General features: G+C 69.0%; 17 protein-coding genes and 1 pseudogene. 5 read left to right on the plus strand and 13 right to left on the minus strand.

Annotated features, from left to right (window positions below; genetic code table 11):
* The 4 genes from CLV01_RS04010 to CLV01_RS04025 all read right to left on the minus strand — a co-directional run bounded on the left by CLV01_RS04010 (position 1) and on the right by CLV01_RS04025 (position 2944).
* Entirely contained in the window at positions 1-384 is a 384-nt protein-coding gene (locus tag CLV01_RS04010) for a roadblock/LC7 domain-containing protein (protein WP_016449547.1), read from the minus strand.
* The gene (locus CLV01_RS04015; protein ID WP_034389663.1) at positions 374-922 is read right to left on the minus strand and encodes a GTP-binding protein; all 549 of its coding nucleotides are present in this window, start codon (positions 920-922) and stop codon (positions 374-376) included. Before CLV01_RS04015 ends, CLV01_RS04010 begins: the two co-directional genes overlap by 11 nt.
* Positions 919-1587: a hypothetical protein gene (locus CLV01_RS04020; protein WP_099734940.1), complete on the minus strand. Its 669-nt coding sequence runs from the start codon at positions 1585-1587 to the stop codon at positions 919-921. Before CLV01_RS04020 ends, CLV01_RS04015 begins: the two co-directional genes overlap by 4 nt.
* Before the next feature lie 436 nt (positions 1588-2023).
* The gene (locus CLV01_RS04025) at positions 2024-2944 is read right to left on the minus strand and encodes a LysR family transcriptional regulator (RefSeq protein WP_034389667.1); all 921 of its coding nucleotides are present in this window, start codon (positions 2942-2944) and stop codon (positions 2024-2026) included.
* Between the two features lie 153 nt (positions 2945-3097).
* Between CLV01_RS04025 and CLV01_RS04030 the strand changes: the two genes are divergently transcribed.
* From CLV01_RS04030 to CLV01_RS04045, 4 genes are all read left to right on the plus strand, one after another.
* Positions 3098-4105: a Bug family tripartite tricarboxylate transporter substrate binding protein gene (locus CLV01_RS04030; protein ID WP_043825478.1), complete on the plus strand. Its 1008-nt coding sequence runs from the start codon at positions 3098-3100 to the stop codon at positions 4103-4105.
* 157 nt (positions 4106-4262) lie between these two features.
* Positions 4263-5864, plus strand: a complete 1602-nt coding sequence (locus CLV01_RS04035) for a gamma-glutamyltransferase family protein (protein WP_099734939.1) — start codon at positions 4263-4265, stop codon at positions 5862-5864.
* A 97-nt stretch (positions 5865-5961) separates the two neighbouring features.
* Entirely contained in the window at positions 5962-6252 is a 291-nt protein-coding gene (locus CLV01_RS04040) for a hypothetical protein (RefSeq protein ID WP_034366457.1), read from the plus strand.
* Between the two features lie 10 nt (positions 6253-6262).
* The gene (locus CLV01_RS04045) at positions 6263-6844 is read left to right on the plus strand and encodes a DUF6036 family nucleotidyltransferase (protein WP_233174748.1); all 582 of its coding nucleotides are present in this window, start codon (positions 6263-6265) and stop codon (positions 6842-6844) included.
* Between the two features lie 36 nt (positions 6845-6880).
* Here CLV01_RS04045 and CLV01_RS04050 read toward each other — a convergent pair whose 3' ends face one another.
* Genes CLV01_RS04050 through CLV01_RS04075 form a run of 6 tightly spaced genes read right to left on the minus strand, consistent with a single transcriptional unit; the run spans position 6881 to position 12954 of the window.
* Positions 6881-7522 (minus strand): nucleoside/nucleotide kinase family protein, encoded by a 642-nt coding sequence (locus CLV01_RS04050; protein WP_099734938.1) that lies wholly within the window; start codon positions 7520-7522, stop codon positions 6881-6883.
* Positions 7519-8388: a sugar phosphate isomerase/epimerase family protein gene (locus CLV01_RS04055; RefSeq protein ID WP_099734937.1), complete on the minus strand. Its 870-nt coding sequence runs from the start codon at positions 8386-8388 to the stop codon at positions 7519-7521. The genes CLV01_RS04050 and CLV01_RS04055 overlap by 4 nt, the downstream gene beginning before the upstream one ends.
* Complete coding sequence (locus tag CLV01_RS04060) at positions 8385-9422, minus strand: ABC transporter permease (protein WP_099734936.1); 1038 nt, start codon at positions 9420-9422, stop codon at positions 8385-8387. Before CLV01_RS04060 ends, CLV01_RS04055 begins: the two co-directional genes overlap by 4 nt.
* Positions 9419-10459 (minus strand): ABC transporter permease, encoded by a 1041-nt coding sequence (locus CLV01_RS04065; RefSeq protein ID WP_099734935.1) that lies wholly within the window; start codon positions 10457-10459, stop codon positions 9419-9421. Before CLV01_RS04065 ends, CLV01_RS04060 begins: the two co-directional genes overlap by 4 nt.
* Entirely contained in the window at positions 10452-11951 is a 1500-nt protein-coding gene (locus CLV01_RS04070; protein WP_099734934.1) for a sugar ABC transporter ATP-binding protein, read from the minus strand. The genes CLV01_RS04065 and CLV01_RS04070 overlap by 8 nt, the downstream gene beginning before the upstream one ends.
* Before the next feature lie 13 nt (positions 11952-11964).
* Positions 11965-12954 carry a substrate-binding domain-containing protein gene (locus tag CLV01_RS04075; protein ID WP_099734933.1) on the minus strand — a complete coding sequence of 330 codons (990 nt, stop codon included), beginning with the start codon at positions 12952-12954 and terminating at the stop codon, positions 11965-11967.
* 177 nt (positions 12955-13131) lie between these two features.
* On the opposite strand from CLV01_RS04075, the gene CLV01_RS04080 reads away from it, so the two are divergent.
* Positions 13132-14580: a LacI family DNA-binding transcriptional regulator gene (locus tag CLV01_RS04080; RefSeq protein ID WP_257221189.1), complete on the plus strand. Its 1449-nt coding sequence runs from the start codon at positions 13132-13134 to the stop codon at positions 14578-14580.
* Between the two features lie 72 nt (positions 14581-14652).
* Here CLV01_RS04080 and CLV01_RS29390 read toward each other — a convergent pair.
* The 3 genes and pseudogenes from CLV01_RS29390 to CLV01_RS04095 form a co-directional block, all read right to left on the minus strand.
* Positions 14653-15138: pseudogene (locus CLV01_RS29390) on the minus strand (DUF3037 domain-containing protein); the annotation flags it as partial.
* Complete coding sequence (locus CLV01_RS04090) at positions 15030-15758, minus strand: HipA family kinase (protein WP_017405896.1); 729 nt, start codon at positions 15756-15758, stop codon at positions 15030-15032. The gene CLV01_RS04090 and the pseudogene CLV01_RS29390, both read right to left, overlap by 109 nt.
* A complete protein-coding gene (locus CLV01_RS04095; RefSeq protein WP_099734930.1) occupies positions 15739-16776 on the minus strand; it encodes a LysR family transcriptional regulator in 1038 nt (345 codons plus the stop codon). The genes CLV01_RS04090 and CLV01_RS04095 overlap by 20 nt, the downstream gene beginning before the upstream one ends.
* Positions 16777-16803 lie beyond the last annotated feature (27 nt).

A 16803-nucleotide genomic window follows, 5' to 3' on the forward strand; every position in this document is an offset into this window, starting at 1 on the left:
TCACGCTTGTTCCAGCGTCCGCACGGCCTCGCGCGAGACATAGAGAACCTGGCCCAGAACGGCCTCGCGCGAGGCCACCACGCTGATGACCAGCGTCAGGCCCGGGCGCTGTGCCTGCAGCATGACGATGAAGCCCTCGGCCGCCTCGACCACCACGTTGGCGCAATGCCCGAGCTGGTTCTCCTCGCCGGCGATCATGCCCAGCGCCGCCATCGAGCTGGCCATGGCCGACAGCCGCGCCGTGCTGCCCTGGCCTTGCGCACGGGCGGCCACCTCGAAGCCGTCCTCGGTGCTGACCACGCAGCCACGCACGCCGTGCAACCTGCTCATCAGCGACTGCACCGCCGCCTGGGCTGCAGCCTTCAAGGCAGCGTCATTCTTCATGGGACTTCTCCTGGGCAAGGGCTTCAATCTGCAGCAGCAACAGCTCGATCAGGGCCACCACCTGCTGGGGGTTGCGCACATCGGCCGGCACCACGGGGCACAGCAGGCCGCGCGATTGCAGGTGCACGGCAAAGCTGTCCAGATCAGGCGCTGTGTACTCCTGCATGCGGCATACCGCCACCACGCATGCCGTGCTGCGCAAGGCATCGGACAGGCCCTGGACATAGATATCCAGGTCGGCCAGCGGATCGGAGCGACTGTTGTCGATCAGCAAGATCACGCCCAGCGCGCCGCGCGAGAGGATGCGCCACATGAAGTCAAAGCGCTCCTGCCCGGGCGTGCCGTAGAGGTACAGCTTCTCGCCGTTGTCCAGGGTCAGCTCGCCATAGTCCATGCCGGCCGTCGTCAGCGCCTTGTCCAGGGTGTCATCGGTGTTGCGCACGTCGGTGCTCACGGGGGCGATCTCGCTGACGCAGCGGATGGCCGTGGTCTTGCCTGCGCCTGGAGGGCCGGAAATCAGGATCTTGAGTTCGCTCATGGGCGCGCTCCTGCAAACCGGGCCAGGCGAAGGCGTATGCGTTCGAGCACGCCCCTGTCCGGCGCAGGGTTGCCGGGGGGCGGTGCGGCGGGCGGGCGGGCCGAGGCCCAGCGCAGCAGGCCGGCGGCGTCCAGCTCGTTCAGAAAACCGGCACAGATCTCGGGCGGCAGGCCCGAGCGCTGGCACAGGGTCTGCATCGTCGTGGGCTGGCCTGTCAGCAAGGTGGCCAGGCGGATATGGTGGGATCTCGTCAGCAGTTGCGGCGACGGCCAGCGCCGCAGCTGCAGCAGCATCAGCTGATGCTGCGTGTGCAGGCCGCTGGCGTGTGCCTTGGCGCTGGCCGGTTTGCCGTGCACCGACAGGATGCGTGCGCCCATGGTGTTGAGGCATTCCTCCAGCGCATCGGAGCGCAGGGGCATGCTCAGATGGCCGCCCGCAGGAAAGGCCCCCTTGGGCTGCCCGCCCACGCGCAGCGTCAACGCGGGCGGGGCGGCAGGCGCTTCGGCCAGTTCGCCATGCGCCACCGTCATGTCCGCCTGGGATTCGCGCCACGTCCAGCGGTGCCGTGTGCGGTGATTCACCATCAGCACATAGGAGCGGAACAGCTTGGCGTCGCGGTCCGACAGGCCATGCAGCATGAAGGTCAGTTCGGTTCGCTCATCCATGCTGTGCCTCCCGCTGCAATTGCCGCTTGCGCCCTCCGGCCTGGTTCGTGTACATGCCTTGCCTCTTGTTTGCAGGTCCGGAGATGGCCGGGTTGTCCGTGTATTCATTCAGGAGCGGGAGTCAAGGGGTTCCGTAAAGGAAGCCCGGCGACAGAGATGCGAATGATAGGAACGGCGCCGGCGGCTGGCTGTCCGGTCGCGCAGGAGAATCCGAATCGGCTGAGTCAGAATCAGAGTAGTCCTATCCGATTCATGCCCGATCCGCTCCCGTCTTCGGTGGACCGATCAGGGCGATGGAGGAATCACGGGTCTGCAGGGCAGTAAAAACCGGAGCTTTCCGAGTTTTGCCCCTCCGCCCATGTTCGGACTGTGGTCTCTTTTCTGGCCGGCCCTGTTTCCGTGGTGTCTGGCGGGCGCTGCCCGCGATGCCCTCCGGTTACCAGGGACCGGGCAACCGCAGCTGCAGCATTTCCAGGAAGGACTGCGCCGCATGCGGCAGCGTGCGGCCGGCCAGGGTCTGCACCTCGATGTCGCGCAGGTCCATGCCCCGGTCGCTGAGCGCCACGGCCACCAGTGCGCCTGTGGCCACCATGTGGCGCGCGGCGATCTCGCTGGCCACGGCCACGGCGGCGCCCTGGGCTGCAAAGTTCAGCAGGGTCTTGCCGTGGTTGCTCTCCATCACCGGCATCAGCATCAGGCCCTGGCGGCTGCAGGCGGCGTCCAGCAGCTGGCGCACGGCCGTGTCGGCCGGCGTGAGCGCCAGCGGATGGCGCACCAATTGGGCCAGCGACAGGCGGCGGGCCTGCGCCAGCGCATGGCCGGGGGCGACCAGGGCCACCAGCGGCGCGGCCACGCGGCAGGCCACGGCAATGCCTTTTTCAGGCGCGCGGCTGAAGCACAGGCCGATGTCGGCCGTGCCGCTGCGCACGGCCTCTGGCACGGCAGGCGTGGGCAGCACCATCACCTCGAAGACGATGCCGGCATGCGCGCGCTGGAACGCTGCGCACAGGCGCGGCAGGAATTCGTTGGCAAAGGCATCGGAGCTTGCGATGCGCACGCGACCGCTGCGCAGCCCCTGCAGGGCCTCGATCTCGCCCAGCGCACGCTCGGCATCCAGGCCGGCGCGGCGCACATGGTCGGCCAGGATCTCGCCGGCCGCATTGAGCACCATGCCGCGCGGGTGGCGTTCGAACAGCGGCGTGCCCAGCAGCCCCTCCAGCGCCGCGATCTGGCGGCTGATGGCCGAGGCCGCCACATGCAGCCGCGCCGAGGCCTCGGTCAGCGATCCGCATTGCGCCACTTCGTGGAAGTAGCGCAGCGCGGTGTCCTGCAAAAGAAGGTGGCGGGCGTCGGGCATGTCGCCCCGATTGTCATCAATTTGCCGCAGAGGCAACGCAGGTTTGCAAATTTGCTGATGGCGGCAAAGGGGCGAGGGTTCTACGATGGCCTGTTGCGGCGTTGCTGGGGAGCAGCGGCTGCAGCCGTCCAACCCCTGTCCAGGAGTGTGCCCATGAAGGCATTGCCCAGCGTTTTACTTCCACGCCGCGCCATCGTGGCTGCAGCCTGTGCCCTGGCTGGCGCCATCGCCCTGCCCGCCGTGGCACAGGGCCAGGCGTCCTGGCCCTCGCACCCGGTGCGCCTGGTCGTGCCCTTTCCGGCCAGCGGCGCCACCGACCTCGTGGCGCGCGTGGTGGCGCAGCGCATGTCCCAGGACCTGGGCCAGCAGCTGGTCATCGACAACCGCCCCGGCGCGGGCGGCACCATCGGCACGGGCGAGGCGGCCAAGGCCTCGCCGGACGGCTACACGCTGCTGTTCACCACCAGCAGCACGCATGCCATCTCGCCGCATCTGATGACCCGTCTGGCCTACAAGGCCGACAAGGATTTCACGCCCATTGCCGAGATCGGCGGCGCGGCCAGCATCCTGCTGGTCACGCCCTCGCTGCCCGTGCGCAACGTGCAGGAGTTGATCGCCTATGCCAAGGCCCATCCGGGCGCCCTCAACTACGCCAGCAGCGGCAACGGCACCATCGTCCACCTGAACGCGGCGGCCTTCGCGGCGCGCGCGGGCCTGCAGCTGACCCATGTGCCTTACAAGGGCACGGCCCAGTCCATCACCGACCTGGCCGCTGGCCAGGTGCACCTGCTGTTCGACTCCATTCCCACCGGCATGCCCCATGTGGCCAGCGGCCGCCTGCGCGCCCTGGCCGTGACCGGCGACAAGCGCAGCGCGCTGGCGCCCGACCTGCCCACGGTGGCCGAGTCCGGCCTGCCTGGCTATTCTTCGGTCACCTGGTTCGGCGTCTATGGTCCGGCCGGCATGAAGCCCGAGCTGGTGGCGCGGATCAATCAGGCCTTCAACAAGGCCATCCAGAATCCCGAGGTGGTGGCCAGCCTGGCCAAGCAGGGCGTCGAGGCCGCATCGCCCCGCACGCCCGCGCAGTTCGCTGCCATGGTGCAGGCCGACAGCGCGCGCTGGGCGCAGGTCATCAAAGACAACAAAATCACATTGGATTGAGTGAAGCACCCTCTGAGCGGCTTTGCCGCTTCCCCCTCTCCTGCGGGAGGGGGACGACGCCCTTGCTGCGGGGCGGCCCTTGCTTGGCGTCCCTGAGCTGGGCCGTGCCTGCGGTTCCTCAAGCTATCGGTGGCGCGTTGGCGCTATGGAAATTGATATGACAAGCACTGTTACGGATTGGACACTTCCCTACGCCTCGCACCGCTCTTCGGTGCTGGGCCGCAACATGGTCTCCACCTCGCAGCCGCTGGCCGCGCAGGCCGGCCTGTCCATGCTGCTGGCCGGCGGCAATGCCGTGGATGCGGCCATTGCCACGGCCATGGCGCTGACCGTGGTCGAGCCCACGGGCTGCGGCCTGGGCAGCGATGCCTTCTGCATCCTGTGGGATGGCAAGGAGCTGCACGGCCTCAATGCCTCGGGCCGCTCGCCCGAAGCCTGGACGCCCGAGTACTTCGCCGCGCTGGGCGGCATCCCCGAGAAGGGGTGGAACGCCGTCACCGTGCCCGGTGCCGTCTCGGCCTGGGTGGAGCTGTCGCGCCGCTTCGGCAAGCTGCCGTTCGAGCAACTGGCCCAGCCCGCCATCCGCTATGCGCGCGACGGCTTTGCGGTCTCGCCCACCATCGCCACGCTGTGGGCGCTGGGCGGAGCCAAGCTCGGCGACCAGCCCGGTTTTGCCGAATGCTTCCTGCCCGATGGCAAGGCCCCCAAGGCGGGCGAGGTCTTCCGCAGCGAAGCCCATGCGCGCACGCTGGAGGAGATCGCCGCCACCAAGGGCGAATCCTTCTACCGTGGCGCACTGGCGCGCTCGATGGCCGAGCACGCCAAGGCCTGCGGCGGCGCCATGACCGAGGCCGACCTGGCCGCCCACCAGGCCGACTGGGTCGGCACGGTGTCGCAGACCTTTGGCGATTCGGTGATCCACGAGATCCCGCCCAACGGCCAGGGCATTGCCGCGCTGATGGCGCTGGGCATGCTGGACGCACTGGGCGTGGGCGCCGAGCCGCTGGACGGCGTGGAGTCCGTGCACCTGCAGGTCGAGGCCATGAAGCTGGCCCTGGCCGACCTGCACGAATACAACGCCGACGGCGACCACATGCGCGTCGAATCCGCCCATCTGCTGGATGCCGGCTACCTGCGCGAACGCGCGGCGCTCATTGACCGCGAGCGCGCCAGCGCGCCCACCTACGGCGCACCGCGCCCGGGCGGCACGGTCTACCTGGCGGCGGCCGATGCCAGCGGCATGATGGTCTCGTTCATCCAGTCCAACTACATGGGCTTCGGCTCGGGCGTGGTCGTGCCGGGCACCGGCATCAGCCTGCAAAACCGCGGCTACGGCTTCACCACGCAAGCCGGCCATGCCAACGAGGTCGCGCCGCGCAAGCGCCCCTCGCACACCATCATCCCGGCCTTTGCGATGAACGCCGACGGCACGCCCCAGATGGCCTTTGGCGTGATGGGCGGCCCCATGCAGAGCCAGGGCCACCTGCAGATGGCCCTGCGCGTGCTGCGCTACGGCCAGAACCCCCAGGCCGCCGCCGACGCACCGCGCTGGCGCGTGACGGGCGGCAAGGGCGTGGCTGTGGAGCCGGCCTTCGACGCCGAGGTCGTCGCCGCCCTGCGCGCACGCGGCCACGAAGTCACGGTGGAGGAAGGCCATGGCGTCTTCGCCTTCGGCGGCGCACAACTGGTGCTGCGCGACGGCGACCACTACATCGGCGGATCGGACCCGCGCAAGGACGGGGGCGTGGTGGCGTTCTGAGGGCGCGAAAGCCCCAAGGCCTGCCGCGCAGATCGAGTTCGCTTTAGAGTCATGGCATCGAAATCTTGATGCCATGGTGCGAACGGAGGTGGATGCAATGACGGCCAGAGATGATGAATCGGCGCTGCTATCGCGCTGCTCCTTCGTCGCCCGGGAGCGTGCTCAGCCCGCCCAGGACCAGCGCGAAGCCAACGTGTTTCGCCTGGCCGCCATGATCGTCCGTTCACGATTCCCCCAGGAATCTGCGAGCCTGATGCAGGCCAGCGAGCGATATTTCGCCTTGCATCCAGAAGAAAGACTGCCATCGGAAGATGTGGTCAGGCGGGGTTGGGTTCTGAGCCTGCCCCGTCTGCGCGACATGCTCAGCCTTCGGCTGCGTGGGCACTGAGGCCATGTCCATGCTCCCGATTTTTCATACCCATACGGCGCTGGCAGAAGGCCTGCGGGAGCTGTTCAAGCAGTTGGAGCAGCGGCTTGCGCTGGGCCGCCCCTTGAATGTCTATCTGGCTGGCGGCATGGCCGTTCACCTCTACACAGCAGACCGCGTCACTACCGATGTGGATGCGGAATTCGGCGGGCGCGTCCATCTGCCGAACGACCTGATGGTCGAGGTGATGCTGGAGGACGGCACCCCGCAGGTGGTCTACCTCGACACCAACTACAACTCCAGCTTTGCGCTGATGCATGAGGACTATCTGGATGACGCCATCCCTATCGACCTCGGTGTGGACCAGATTCGCGTGCATGTCCTCTCTCCCGTGGATCTTGCCGTAAGCAAGATTGCCCGGTTCGCCGACAACGACAAAGAGGACATCGCGGCCCTGGTTCGGCTCGGGCTGACCAGCGCCGATGCCATAGAGCAGCGCGCAACAAGCGCCCTGGCCGGCTACATCGGCGGACAAGCCATGCTGAAGCTGAATTTGCGGGACGCGGTGGCATTGGCGCGTCGGGAGGAGGGCGGTCGCTCCGGCACCCCCTGAAAGGCCTGGCTGCCGCAACCGTGTTCGCTCCCCCGCTCACCCCCAGCGCAACACCCAATCCGCCCGCCCCCGCGTTGCCGCAATGCGGCGCGCATTGGGCTCGTCCACCTGCGCCACCCAGTCGCGTGCGGCCTGGGGGCTGCGGCCGTGGAGTTCGTGGCGGCGGGTCAGGCGTTCGATGCGAAGGCGGTCGTCCATGTCCACGTACCAGACCTCGTGCAGCAGCGCGCGCACGGCATGCCAGTGCGTGCCCGGCGCATCCTGTTCAGCCATCAGCAGGTAGTTGCCTTCGGTGATGACCAGGGGCACGCCGGGCGCGATGGCGATGGCGCCTGCAATGGGCTCCTCGATGGCGCGCCGGAATTCGGGGGCGTAGACCGTTTCACCGGCCACGGGCGTGTGCAGGCGGCGCAGCAGGGCCACGTAGCCGGCCGAGTCGAAGGTGTCGGGTGCGCCCTTGCGCTGCGCGCGGCCCAGGCGCTCCAGCGCGGACTGCGCCAGGTGGAAGCCATCCATGGGCACGGCCGCCGCCAGCGGGCCCAGCGCCTGCAGCAGGGCGGCGCAGACCGTGCTCTTGCCTGCGCCGGGCGGGCCAGCCAGGCCCAGCAGGCGGCGGGGGGCGGAGCGTGCCAGCGCAAACGCACGCGCCAGGGCTTCGGGCGGCAGGATGGCCGTCATGCGCGTGCCTGCCGCGCGCTGGCCAGCCCGTCGGCCATGAAGCCGCGTGCGTGCAGGGCCAGGTCCATGCCGTCTTGCCACATCGGGCGCCAGATGGCCAGCGCGTTCGACAGCTGCTCGTTGACGATGGCGGACGAGAAACTCTCGAAGGTGACGGTGCCCTGGTAGCCGATCTGCGCGAGCGCACCGAAGAACTGCGCGAAGTCGATGTGGCCCGCGCCCAGGTAGCCGCGGTGGTTCTCGCCGATGTGCACATAGCCCAGCCGCTGTCCGCAGGCCAGCACGGGGGCGGCGAGGTCGGTTTCCTCGATGTTCATGTGGTAGGTGTCCAGGTGCACGCAGACATGGGGCTGGCCGACTTCGTCGATGAACTCCAGCGCCTGCGTGGCCGTGTTCAGCAGATTGCTTTCGTAGCGGTTGACCACCTCCAGGCCCAGCGTGACGCCGCGCTCGCCCGCGAAGTCGGCAATGCGTCGCACGGCCTCGATCGCGTTGCGCCGGCCCCGTGGCGTGCAGGGGTGGCCGTATTTCGCCATGGCGCCGTAGAGGATGCCGCCGAAATAGCGCCCGCCCAGGCGCGCCGTGATGTCCACGCCCTCTTGCAGCAGCGCCAGGCCGCGCGCGACCACGGTGGGGTCTTCGCTGGAGACATCGGCCTCGAAGGTCAGGCCCCGCGAGCAGCCCACGCCCAGGCCGTGCTCCTGCAGCAGATCACGCGTGAGCGCCAGGTCCATGAGCCGGGGGCCGTGAAGGGACAGCTCGACCAGGTCGTAACCGGCCTGGCGCGTCTGCTCGATCACATGGCGGGTTGAGGCCGGCGACAGGTCGCCGGCCCATACAAGGGCGTGGATGCCGAGGGGGTTCATAGGGGCTCCGGGTGGACTCTGCGAGAGCGTGAAGGGGAGGGTTCGGCGGGTGCCCGGGCACGGCCCCGCCAGCGCGCCAGCAGGTGGCGTGCCGCCACGGCGGCGATCATGGTGGCGCCCCACAGGGCCTGCGTGAGTTGGGCATTGGCGCCCAGCAGGTTCACCCCGCTGGACAGCACCTGCAGGATGAGCAGGGCGACGAACAGCCCCGACACCCGGCCGAAGCCGCCCATGGGATCGGTGCCGCCCAGGATGGCCGCAAGCACCGTGACCAGCAGGTAGGACTGGGCGTAGCCCGCGCTGGCCGAGTTGAAGCGCGCCATCATCAGCACGGCCGCGATCCAGCACAGCAGCGTGGACAGGGTGTAGACGCCGATCAGCACGCGGCGCGTGTCGATGCCCGCATGGCGCGTGGCCTCGGCATTGGAGCCGACCATGCGGATGGCCAGCCCGTGGCGTGTGCTGCCCAGGTACAGGCCCACCAGCATGCACACGGCCGCGAAGATCCAGAACGGCAGCGGCAGGCCCAGCCACTGGGCGGAGCCCAGGGCCTGGAAGGCCTCGGGAAAGCCTGCAATGGGCTTGCCGCGCGTGAGCCAGACGCACAGGCCGTTGATCAGCGACATGGTGCCCAGCGTGACGAGGATGGGATGGGCGTTGACGCGCGCCACCAGCCAGCCGCTGGCCAGCCCCACCAGCAGGCTGGCGAGGGCGCCCACGGCCAGTGCTGCGGCGATGAGCAGGCCCTCATGGCCCGACAGGTCCAGGCCCAGCGCCGACAGGCCTCCCACCAGCACCCAGGCCATGGCCAGGCCCGCCATGTTGGCGCTGGCGACCACGGCCAGGTTGATGCCGCCACTGACCAGCGGCAGCATCTGCGCCAGTGCCAGCAGGCCCAACTCGGGGATTTGCAGCAGCACCGATTGCAGCGTGCCCAGGGTGGCGAAGCTGCCGGGCAGCAGCAACGTAAACACGGCGCACAGCAGCGCCAGCAGCGCGAGCAGGCCCAGCGGCGCGCCAGGGCTGCGGTTCATGGCGCGGCCCCCGCCAAGGGCGCTGCAGGAGTGGCGTCAGCGCTGCGCTGCTGGTTGCGTCGCTGCGTGCGCCGCAGTCCCGTTGCGGCGGCGCAGGCCAGCACCACGGCGCCCAGCAGCACCTGAAAGAAATACGGCGACACGCCCAGCAGGTTCAGCCCGTTGCGCAGCACGGCCAGCAGCAGCACGCCCATCAGCACACCGCCCACGCTGCCCGTGCCGCCGAACAGGCTTGCGCCGCCCAGCACGGCGGCCGCGAGCACGAACAGCTCCGTGCCGACCAGGGCGTTGGGCACCGACTCGCCCACGCGGTGCGCCTGCACCAGGCCTGCGATGGCCGCCATCATGCCCAGCCAGCCATAGGCCACGCCCTGGATGGCGCCCAGCCCGATGCCCATGCGGTGCGCGGCCTCGGGGTTGCCGCCGAAGGCGTACAGGCGCCGCCCCAGCGCGCTGCGGCCCAGCAGCAGCGCGGTCAGCAGGGCGGCCGCAGCGGCCACGGCGATGGGCAGGGTCAGGCGCACGGGGTCTGCGCCTTCGGCGCTTGCGAAGCGGGCCAGCACCACGGAGTCGCTCCACCACGACGGCAGGTCGTAGATGGACCGCCCGCCCGTGCCATGCATCAGCAGCGCGAAGTACAGGTTCAGCGTGGAGATGGTGATGATGATGGAGGTGGCGCGCAGGCGGTGGATGAGCAGGGCGTTGAATGCGCCCAGCGCCAGTCCCGTGGCCAGGCCCAGCGCGATGCTGGCCGCCGGTGCCCAGCCCAGGCGTGTGGCCGCGAGGGCCGCAAGGTACTGCGCCACCGTGGCCGTGGCCGCAAACGAGATGTCGATGCCGCCCGCGACCAGTACCACCAGCAGGCCCACGGCCATGATGGCGGTGACCGATGCGCCCTCGGCCAGGTCCATCCAGTTGCCCAGCGTCCAGAAGCCCGGCGCCAGGGTGCCGAACAGCAGGGCCATGGCGGCAATGGCCAGGCCGAGCCGGGCCACGGGGTGGTGCAGCAGCGCGTGTGCGTGTGCGTGTTCAGGCATGGACGGCCTCCTCGATCTGGCTTTCGGAATGCACCCCCGGCACGAACTCGCCGGCCATGCGCCCGCCGCGCATGTGCAGCACGCGGTCGCAGTGGGCATGGACCTCGGCCACCTCGTCCGAGATGACGATCACCGCCATGCCCCGTGCGGCGAGCCCGTGCACGATCTCGAAGATGCCCTGGCGGTTGCCGATGTCCACGCCCACGGTGGGCGAGTCGAGGATCAGCAGGCGTGGCGCGGTCGCCAGCCAGCGGGCCAGCACCACGCGCTGGGCATTGCCGCCGGACAGCTGGTGCACGGGCGCGTCCAGCGCGGGCAGGCGCATGTGCAGGCGGTCGCGCCACTGGGCCGCAGTGGCGGCGCGGCGGCTGGCGGGCAGCCAGCCCAGCGGGCCGGACAGGCGCGGCAGCATGGCCAGCACCAGGTTGTCCTGCACGGACTGGCGCAGGTTCAGGCCGATGGACTGGCGGTCCTCCGGCACATAGGCAATGCCCGCCGCCATGGCGTCGCGGTTGCTGCGCAGCACCGGCCTGCGGCCGCCCAGGCGGATGCTGCCGCGGTCGGGCCGGCGCATGCCGAACAGGCCCAGGGCCAGCTCGGTGCGGCCCGCGCCCAGCAGCCCGGTCAGGCCCAGGATCTCGCCTTCGCGCACATCGAAGCTCACGTCCTCGTAGTCGCCGTCGCGGCCCAGGCCGCGCACTTCCAGCAGCGCGGGCGCGGCGGACATGTCGCGCGCATGCAGGCGCTCATCCACTTCCTGCCCGGTCATCAGCGCGGCCAGTTGCCGACCCGACAACTGTTCGGCGGGCCAGGTGCCGAGCTTGCGCCCGTCGCGCAGCACGGTGACGCGGTCGGCGATCTCCATCACCTCGTCCAGCTTGTGGCTCACGAAGACGATGGCCATGCCATCGGCCTGGAGCCGGCGCACCACGGCCAGCAGCGCATCGACCTCGGCGCGCGTGAGCGAGGCCGTGGGCTCATCCATGAACAGCAGCCTGGCCCGGGCCGCCATGCCCCGGCAGATGGCCACAAGCTGGCGGCCCGCAATGGGCAGGTCGCCCACCCGCGCATCCAGCGGCAGCGCAATGCCCAGGCGCCGCATCACGGCCTGGGCCGCCTCGCGCTGGCGCCTGCGGCGCACGGGCGCCCACCAGCGGCCCATGGCCTGGTCGAAGGCGATGTTCTCGGCCACGCTCAGGTTGGGAAACAGCGACAGGTCCTGGTAGATCACCTGGATGCCCAGGGACTTGGCCAGCGCCGGGTCCAGCCGCTGCACCGTCTGTCCGCCGATGTCGATGCGCGCGCCCGGCTGCGGCGCGTGCACGCCGCTGAGCACCTTGATCGCCGTGCTCTTGCCGCTGCCGTTGCTGCCCATCAGGCAGTGCACCTCGCCGGGCATCACGTCCCAGTCCAGCGCATGCAGCGCGGTGGCGTCGCCAAAGCGCACGGTGATCGCCTGCATGCGGACCAGCGCCGTTGTGGTGGCATCCATGGCAGCGCGCGGCTCACAGGCCCAGGCTGACCAGCCGGTCTATGGTCTGCCGGTTGATCGGCTCCAGCTTCTGGCCCTGGATGTTGCGGCGCTCGCGGTCCACCTGGACCGTGCCCAGGCCCGGTATCTCCATGCCGTCCGTGGGCTCGCGGCCGTCGATCAGCATCTTGCCCACATGCACGATCACCTCGCCGGCCAGCGCGGGGTTCCAGATGAAGCCCTCGCGGATCACGCCGTCGCGCACCAGCTTCGCCCCCTGGCCCGGCGAGAACGAGCCCACCACGGCAATGCGGTCGGCTTTGCGCGCATCGGCCACCGCGCGGCCCGCGCCAATGGGGCCCTGGCTGCCGAAGGCCAGAAAGCCCTTGAGGTCGGGGTGGGCGCGCATCAGGTCCTGGGCGCTGCGGTAGGAGTCGTCCAGGCTCTCGGCCACGCCGAAGCGCTCGGACACCAGCTGCATCTTCGGCCACTGCTTTTTCTGGTGGGCGATGGCCGCATCGGCCCAGGCGTTGTGCAGCGGCACGGTCAGCGAGCCCACGAAGACCACGTACTTGCCCTCGCCACCCATGGCCTTGCCCAGGCTGTCCATGTGGCGCTCGCCAAATCCCGCGACGCTGCTCAGCTCGATGTTCCAGTCGGCGCCCTTCTGGTCGGGCGACTCGTGCGTGAGCACCTTGATGCCCGCGCTGCGCGCACGCCGGAACACGGGCTCCAGTGCCCTGGCATCGTTGGGCACCACGGCGATGACCTTGCTGCGGCGTGCGATCAGGTCCTCGACCGCGCGCACCTGCTGGGCCGCATCGGCCTCGGTGGGGCCGACCATGCCGCTGGAGATACCCAGCTCGCGGCCTGCCTTGCGGATGCCGGTCTCCATGGCGTTGAACCACGGAATGCCCCCGACCTTGGCCACCACCGACACATCCTCGGCACCGGCCGCGCCTGCCAGCGCCGCCAGGGTGCAGGCCAACAGTGCCCTCGAGAACCGGCTGAATCCATGGAACATGGCGCTCCTCCCTCTGTTTTGCACAATCGATTGCGCAAACTATAGACAGATGGACTTCCATTGCCGATGCGGGATTTCCCGGGCCGCTGCTGCGTGCCGGTGCCGGTCCGCCCGAATCGCCGCCGCAGCGGCTACGATGGCCGCCGAGCGCTCCCGTCCCAACCCCTGCAGAGCACCGTGAACCGCCCCCGAACCTCCACCATCTACGACCTGGCCGAACTGGCCGGCACCTCGGCCTCGACGGTCAGCGCCATCCTCAACGGCAGCTGGCAGTCGCGGCGCATCAGCGAGGAGACCGCGCGCCGCGTGCAGCAGCTCGCGCAGGAACACAGCTTTGCCGTGAACCGCCAGGCCAGCGGCCTGCGCCGCCAGCGCTCGGGGCTGATCGGCATGGTGATTCCCACGCACGAGGACCGCTTCTTCGGCGCGCTGTCCCAGGCCTTCGAGCGCATGGCCCACGCGCGCGGCCTGTGCCCGTTGGTGGTCAGTACGCTGCGTGACGGCGCGCTGGAGGTGGAGACCGTGCGCTCGCTGATCGCCTTTCGCGTGGAGCACCTCATCGTCACGGGCGCCACCCGGCCCGACGCCATCAGCGCCGAATGCCGCAAGGCCGGCGTGCGCCATGTCAACGTGGATCTGCCCGGGAAAAAGGCGCCCTCCGTCACCAGCGACAACCGCTGGGGTGCGGCCGAACTCACGCGCCTGCTGCTGGCGCGCTCCAGGCCCCCGGCAGCTGCGCCGCAGGACGCCATCTGCTTTCTGGGCGGCGTCCGCAAGGAGTACGCCACCGAGCAGCGCCTGGCCGGCTTTCGCGAAGCCCTGGCGCCCCACACGCCGGTGGCGGACGAGCACATCCTCTGCTGCGGCTACGACCCCGAAGCGGCCCGCCTTGCCATGGCAGCGCTCTACCAGCGCCTGGGCGGCCTGCCGCGCGCGCTGCTGTTCTCATCGGGCATCACGCTGCAAGGCGCCATCCGCTTCCTGCGCGCACTGCCCGATGCGGAACTGGCGCAATGCAGCTTTGGCAGCTACGACTGGGACCCCTATGCCGAATGCCTGCGCTTTCCGGTGCACATGGTGCGCCAGAACGTCGAAGGCCTGATGGCCGAGGCCTTCCGCGCCATCGATGGGGACGGTCTGCGCGCGGGGCAGGTGGTGCAGGTGCGGCCGCAGTTGGTGGAGTGGGGGAGGGCTGACCGCTGGACGGCGCTGTGCCCAGTAAACGCGCGGTCCGCAGGGCCGCGCCTAATGCTGCGCGAATTCCTTGATGCTCTGCATGGCGGACTGGCCTTCGCCAGCCACCACGATCACCTTGTGGTGCTCGAGCTCCCGCATGATGTCCTGGCTGACTTCCCTGTGAGCCTGCTTGTCCTGTGGAGGCAGGTTCACGTTGACGAGGATGTCTCCGGGCAATTCACGCTGCCGGATCAGTCGCGCGATCTTGCCGGTCCAGACGTCGCCATGCGCAGCAATGTCGTTGGCATCGCTTTGACCCAGATGCAGGGCCTTGATGATCTTGCGGGGCTTGTCGCCCACCGTCTGCACGAAGTCGAACCGGGCACTGACGTATTCGTTGCCTATGCGCGCCGGCCTGAACGGCGCATCCAATTCGAGGCCGCCAAGTAAAGCCCTCAGGCGTTCGTTCATCGTGCGTTCCACGTACTCGGGCGTGGCAAAAGCATGGTCGACATAGTGGTCGAACTGCTGCTGCAACTCCCGGGCCGGATCCTGGGTGAGCACCACTTTGGCGGGGCTGAAGCGCACAATGGCTTCACGTGGCTGCTCGAGCGCGGCCATCATCCCCCTCAAAGCATCTGTCTTCGCCTGCGGCGCCAGGCTGTGGGCGAGGGTCTCGAGCCGCGACAATTCTTCCTCCACGGCCTTGACTGCGCTCTTGTAAAAATCCCTGTCAAGCGCATCGAAGAAATCGGTGACGCGCTTGGACTTGCGGCTTTGCAGCAGAAAACCGAAGTACCCGCTTTGCGGGCAGGTCAGCACAATGCCGACGTTGGCGAACTCGCCGGTCTCGGCATACGGGACAAATTGGACTATCGAATAGCGGCAGGCAAGAGGCTTCATGTGAACCTCCAAAAGTCGGGCGATTTGCACTTCGCAAGCGTCGCGGCAATGGCATTGATGTCCACCCTGGCGGGGATGTCGCATTCCGGGTTGTTCCAATGCCATTCCGGTGGAATATTGTCGCAGGCAAAGCGGAAAACGGCATCCATCGCCTCGGAAAGTTGATCCTGTAGCCGGTCGCGCGACACTAGATCTGTCTTCTGCCAGCAGCCTCTGAAAATGTGATTCTCGATAAAGGTTGCGGCGTCCAGATGCGGGTCGAAGGCGAGGTTGTGGTCGATGACCACCAATGCGCTGCGATGCGCATCCCACAGCAGGTTGGAGTTGCCGTCCATGCGGTCCACGTTCTGTACCCACCAGTCGAAGGCGAGGATGTTGGCCTGCAGGTCCTGCGGTACATGCAGGATCTGGGCTTTGTCGAACCAGGTGCATCCGGGATGACGCTGCGAGCCGAACGCTATGCCGCAGCCCAATTCACGCCATGGCCTGGGCGCCTCGTCCAGAAGTTCCTGGCTGACATGCAGCAGCTTGAAGGGCGGCAGCGGCAGGCCCAACTGCACGGCCAGATGCGCACAGATCCACTCGTTGCACAGGCTGGACCGATCCGTCTGCCGTCCTTTGACGTAGTAGGTCTGGCCATCGTCGGCCCGGCACAGAAACGGCTTTTGCGCGCCTTGCTCGGAGCGGCCCTGGATTTCAATGACTTCAGCGATGGCAGGCGGCATCTTCGTCTGTGTCGTACAGGTTACGGGAGGTCTGCTTCCAAGTGCCATCTTGCCCGATTTCGGCTGGATGGCCTTTGCTGCGAGTGTGATGCGGCGAGGCGTGCGGCCCTGACCCCACCAACCCCGGCATCACCGTGAAATCCACCTGCGCCTGCGCCAGTTGCTGCATGGCCGGGATCAGGGCGCGGGCGTCGCCGCGCCGCCATTGGAAGGCGTAGTGCAGGGGCGCGAGGGCGGCCTTGGGATGGGCGCCCCCGACGGCGCGCAGGCCCAGGGCGGCGATCCAGCCGGTGGGCAGGAAGCCCACGCCCAAGCCGGCGCGCAGCATGCCGGCCACGGCGCCCCAGCTGTTGCACAGGATGCGCTCGCGCACGCTGGCGCCCTGGGCGAGCAGCCAGTCGTCCAGCAGGCGCGTGGTGCCGGCCTGCGGGGGCAGGGTGACCAGCGCATGACGCTGCAGCAGGGCCGTGGCGCCCAGGCGGCCCGCGCCTGCCAGGCCGGGGGCCACGGCCCAGGCAAAGCGTGCGGCGCCCACGGGGCGGGACAGCAGGCTGCTGCGCGAGGAGCGGCCCGCGATGACGGCAAAGTCCAGCTCGCCGTCGTCCAGGCGCTGCTCCAGCACGCCGCCCACGTCCACATGGGGCTCCAGCACCAGTTGCGGATGGGCCTGGCGTGCGGCGGCCACGAAGGCCGGCAGCCAGGTCAGCGCCGACAGGTCGCCCACGCCGAAGCGGCAATGCCCGGCCAGCGCCTCGCGCGTGTCCAGGGCCTGGCCCAGCGCGGCCATGGCGTTGAGCACCTCCAGTGCGGCGGGCAGCAGGCGCTGGCCGGCATCGGTGAGCACGGCGCGGTGGCCGCTGCGGTCGAACAGCGGCTGGCCCAGCGCGGACTCCAGTTCCGTGATGCGCTTGGATAGCGAGGACACGGACAGGTGCACGCGCTGCGCTGCCGTGGCGAAGTTGCTGCAGGTGGCGGCCCACCAGAAGGCTTCGAGCTGCTTGACCGAGGGTGTGGACATGGGTCTGTCATTGGCAAAAAGCGAACA

It is taken from the genome of Delftia sp. 60 (genome assembly GCF_002754395.1).
In the GTDB taxonomy this organism is placed as follows: domain Bacteria; phylum Pseudomonadota; class Gammaproteobacteria; order Burkholderiales; family Burkholderiaceae_C; genus Comamonas; species Comamonas acidovorans.

Bases quoted from the DNA above. Each gene is read 5' to 3' on its own strand.
- CLV01_RS04065 (WP_099734935.1), bottom strand. From the start codon at position 10,459: ATGCCTGAACACGCACACGCACACGCGCTGCTGCACCACCCCGTGGCC.
- CLV01_RS04030 (WP_043825478.1), top strand. From the start codon at position 3,098: ATGAAGGCATTGCCCAGCGTTTTACTTCCACGCCGCGCCATCGTGGCT.
- CLV01_RS04050 (WP_099734938.1), bottom strand. From the start codon at position 7,522: ATGACGGCCATCCTGCCGCCCGAAGCCCTGGCGCGTGCGTTTGCGCTG.
- CLV01_RS04025 (WP_034389667.1), bottom strand. From the start codon at position 2,944: ATGCCCGACGCCCGCCACCTTCTTTTGCAGGACACCGCGCTGCGCTAC.
- CLV01_RS04095 (WP_099734930.1), bottom strand. From the start codon at position 16,776: ATGTCCACACCCTCGGTCAAGCAGCTCGAAGCCTTCTGGTGGGCCGCC.
- CLV01_RS04070 (WP_099734934.1), bottom strand. From the start codon at position 11,951: ATGGATGCCACCACAACGGCGCTGGTCCGCATGCAGGCGATCACCGTG.
- CLV01_RS04090 (WP_017405896.1), bottom strand. From the start codon at position 15,758: ATGCCGCCTGCCATCGCTGAAGTCATTGAAATCCAGGGCCGCTCCGAG.
- CLV01_RS04040 (WP_034366457.1), top strand. From the start codon at position 5,962: ATGACGGCCAGAGATGATGAATCGGCGCTGCTATCGCGCTGCTCCTTC.
- CLV01_RS04075 (WP_099734933.1), bottom strand. From the start codon at position 12,954: ATGTTCCATGGATTCAGCCGGTTCTCGAGGGCACTGTTGGCCTGCACC.
- CLV01_RS04015 (WP_034389663.1), bottom strand. From the start codon at position 922: ATGAGCGAACTCAAGATCCTGATTTCCGGCCCTCCAGGCGCAGGCAAG.
- CLV01_RS04020 (WP_099734940.1), bottom strand. From the start codon at position 1,587: ATGGATGAGCGAACCGAACTGACCTTCATGCTGCATGGCCTGTCGGAC.
- CLV01_RS04010 (WP_016449547.1), bottom strand. From the start codon at position 384: ATGAAGAATGACGCTGCCTTGAAGGCTGCAGCCCAGGCGGCGGTGCAG.
- CLV01_RS04045 (WP_233174748.1), top strand. From the start codon at position 6,263: ATGCTCCCGATTTTTCATACCCATACGGCGCTGGCAGAAGGCCTGCGG.
- CLV01_RS04055 (WP_099734937.1), bottom strand. From the start codon at position 8,388: ATGAACCCCCTCGGCATCCACGCCCTTGTATGGGCCGGCGACCTGTCG.
- CLV01_RS04035 (WP_099734939.1), top strand. From the start codon at position 4,263: ATGACAAGCACTGTTACGGATTGGACACTTCCCTACGCCTCGCACCGC.
- CLV01_RS04060 (WP_099734936.1), bottom strand. From the start codon at position 9,422: ATGAACCGCAGCCCTGGCGCGCCGCTGGGCCTGCTCGCGCTGCTGGCG.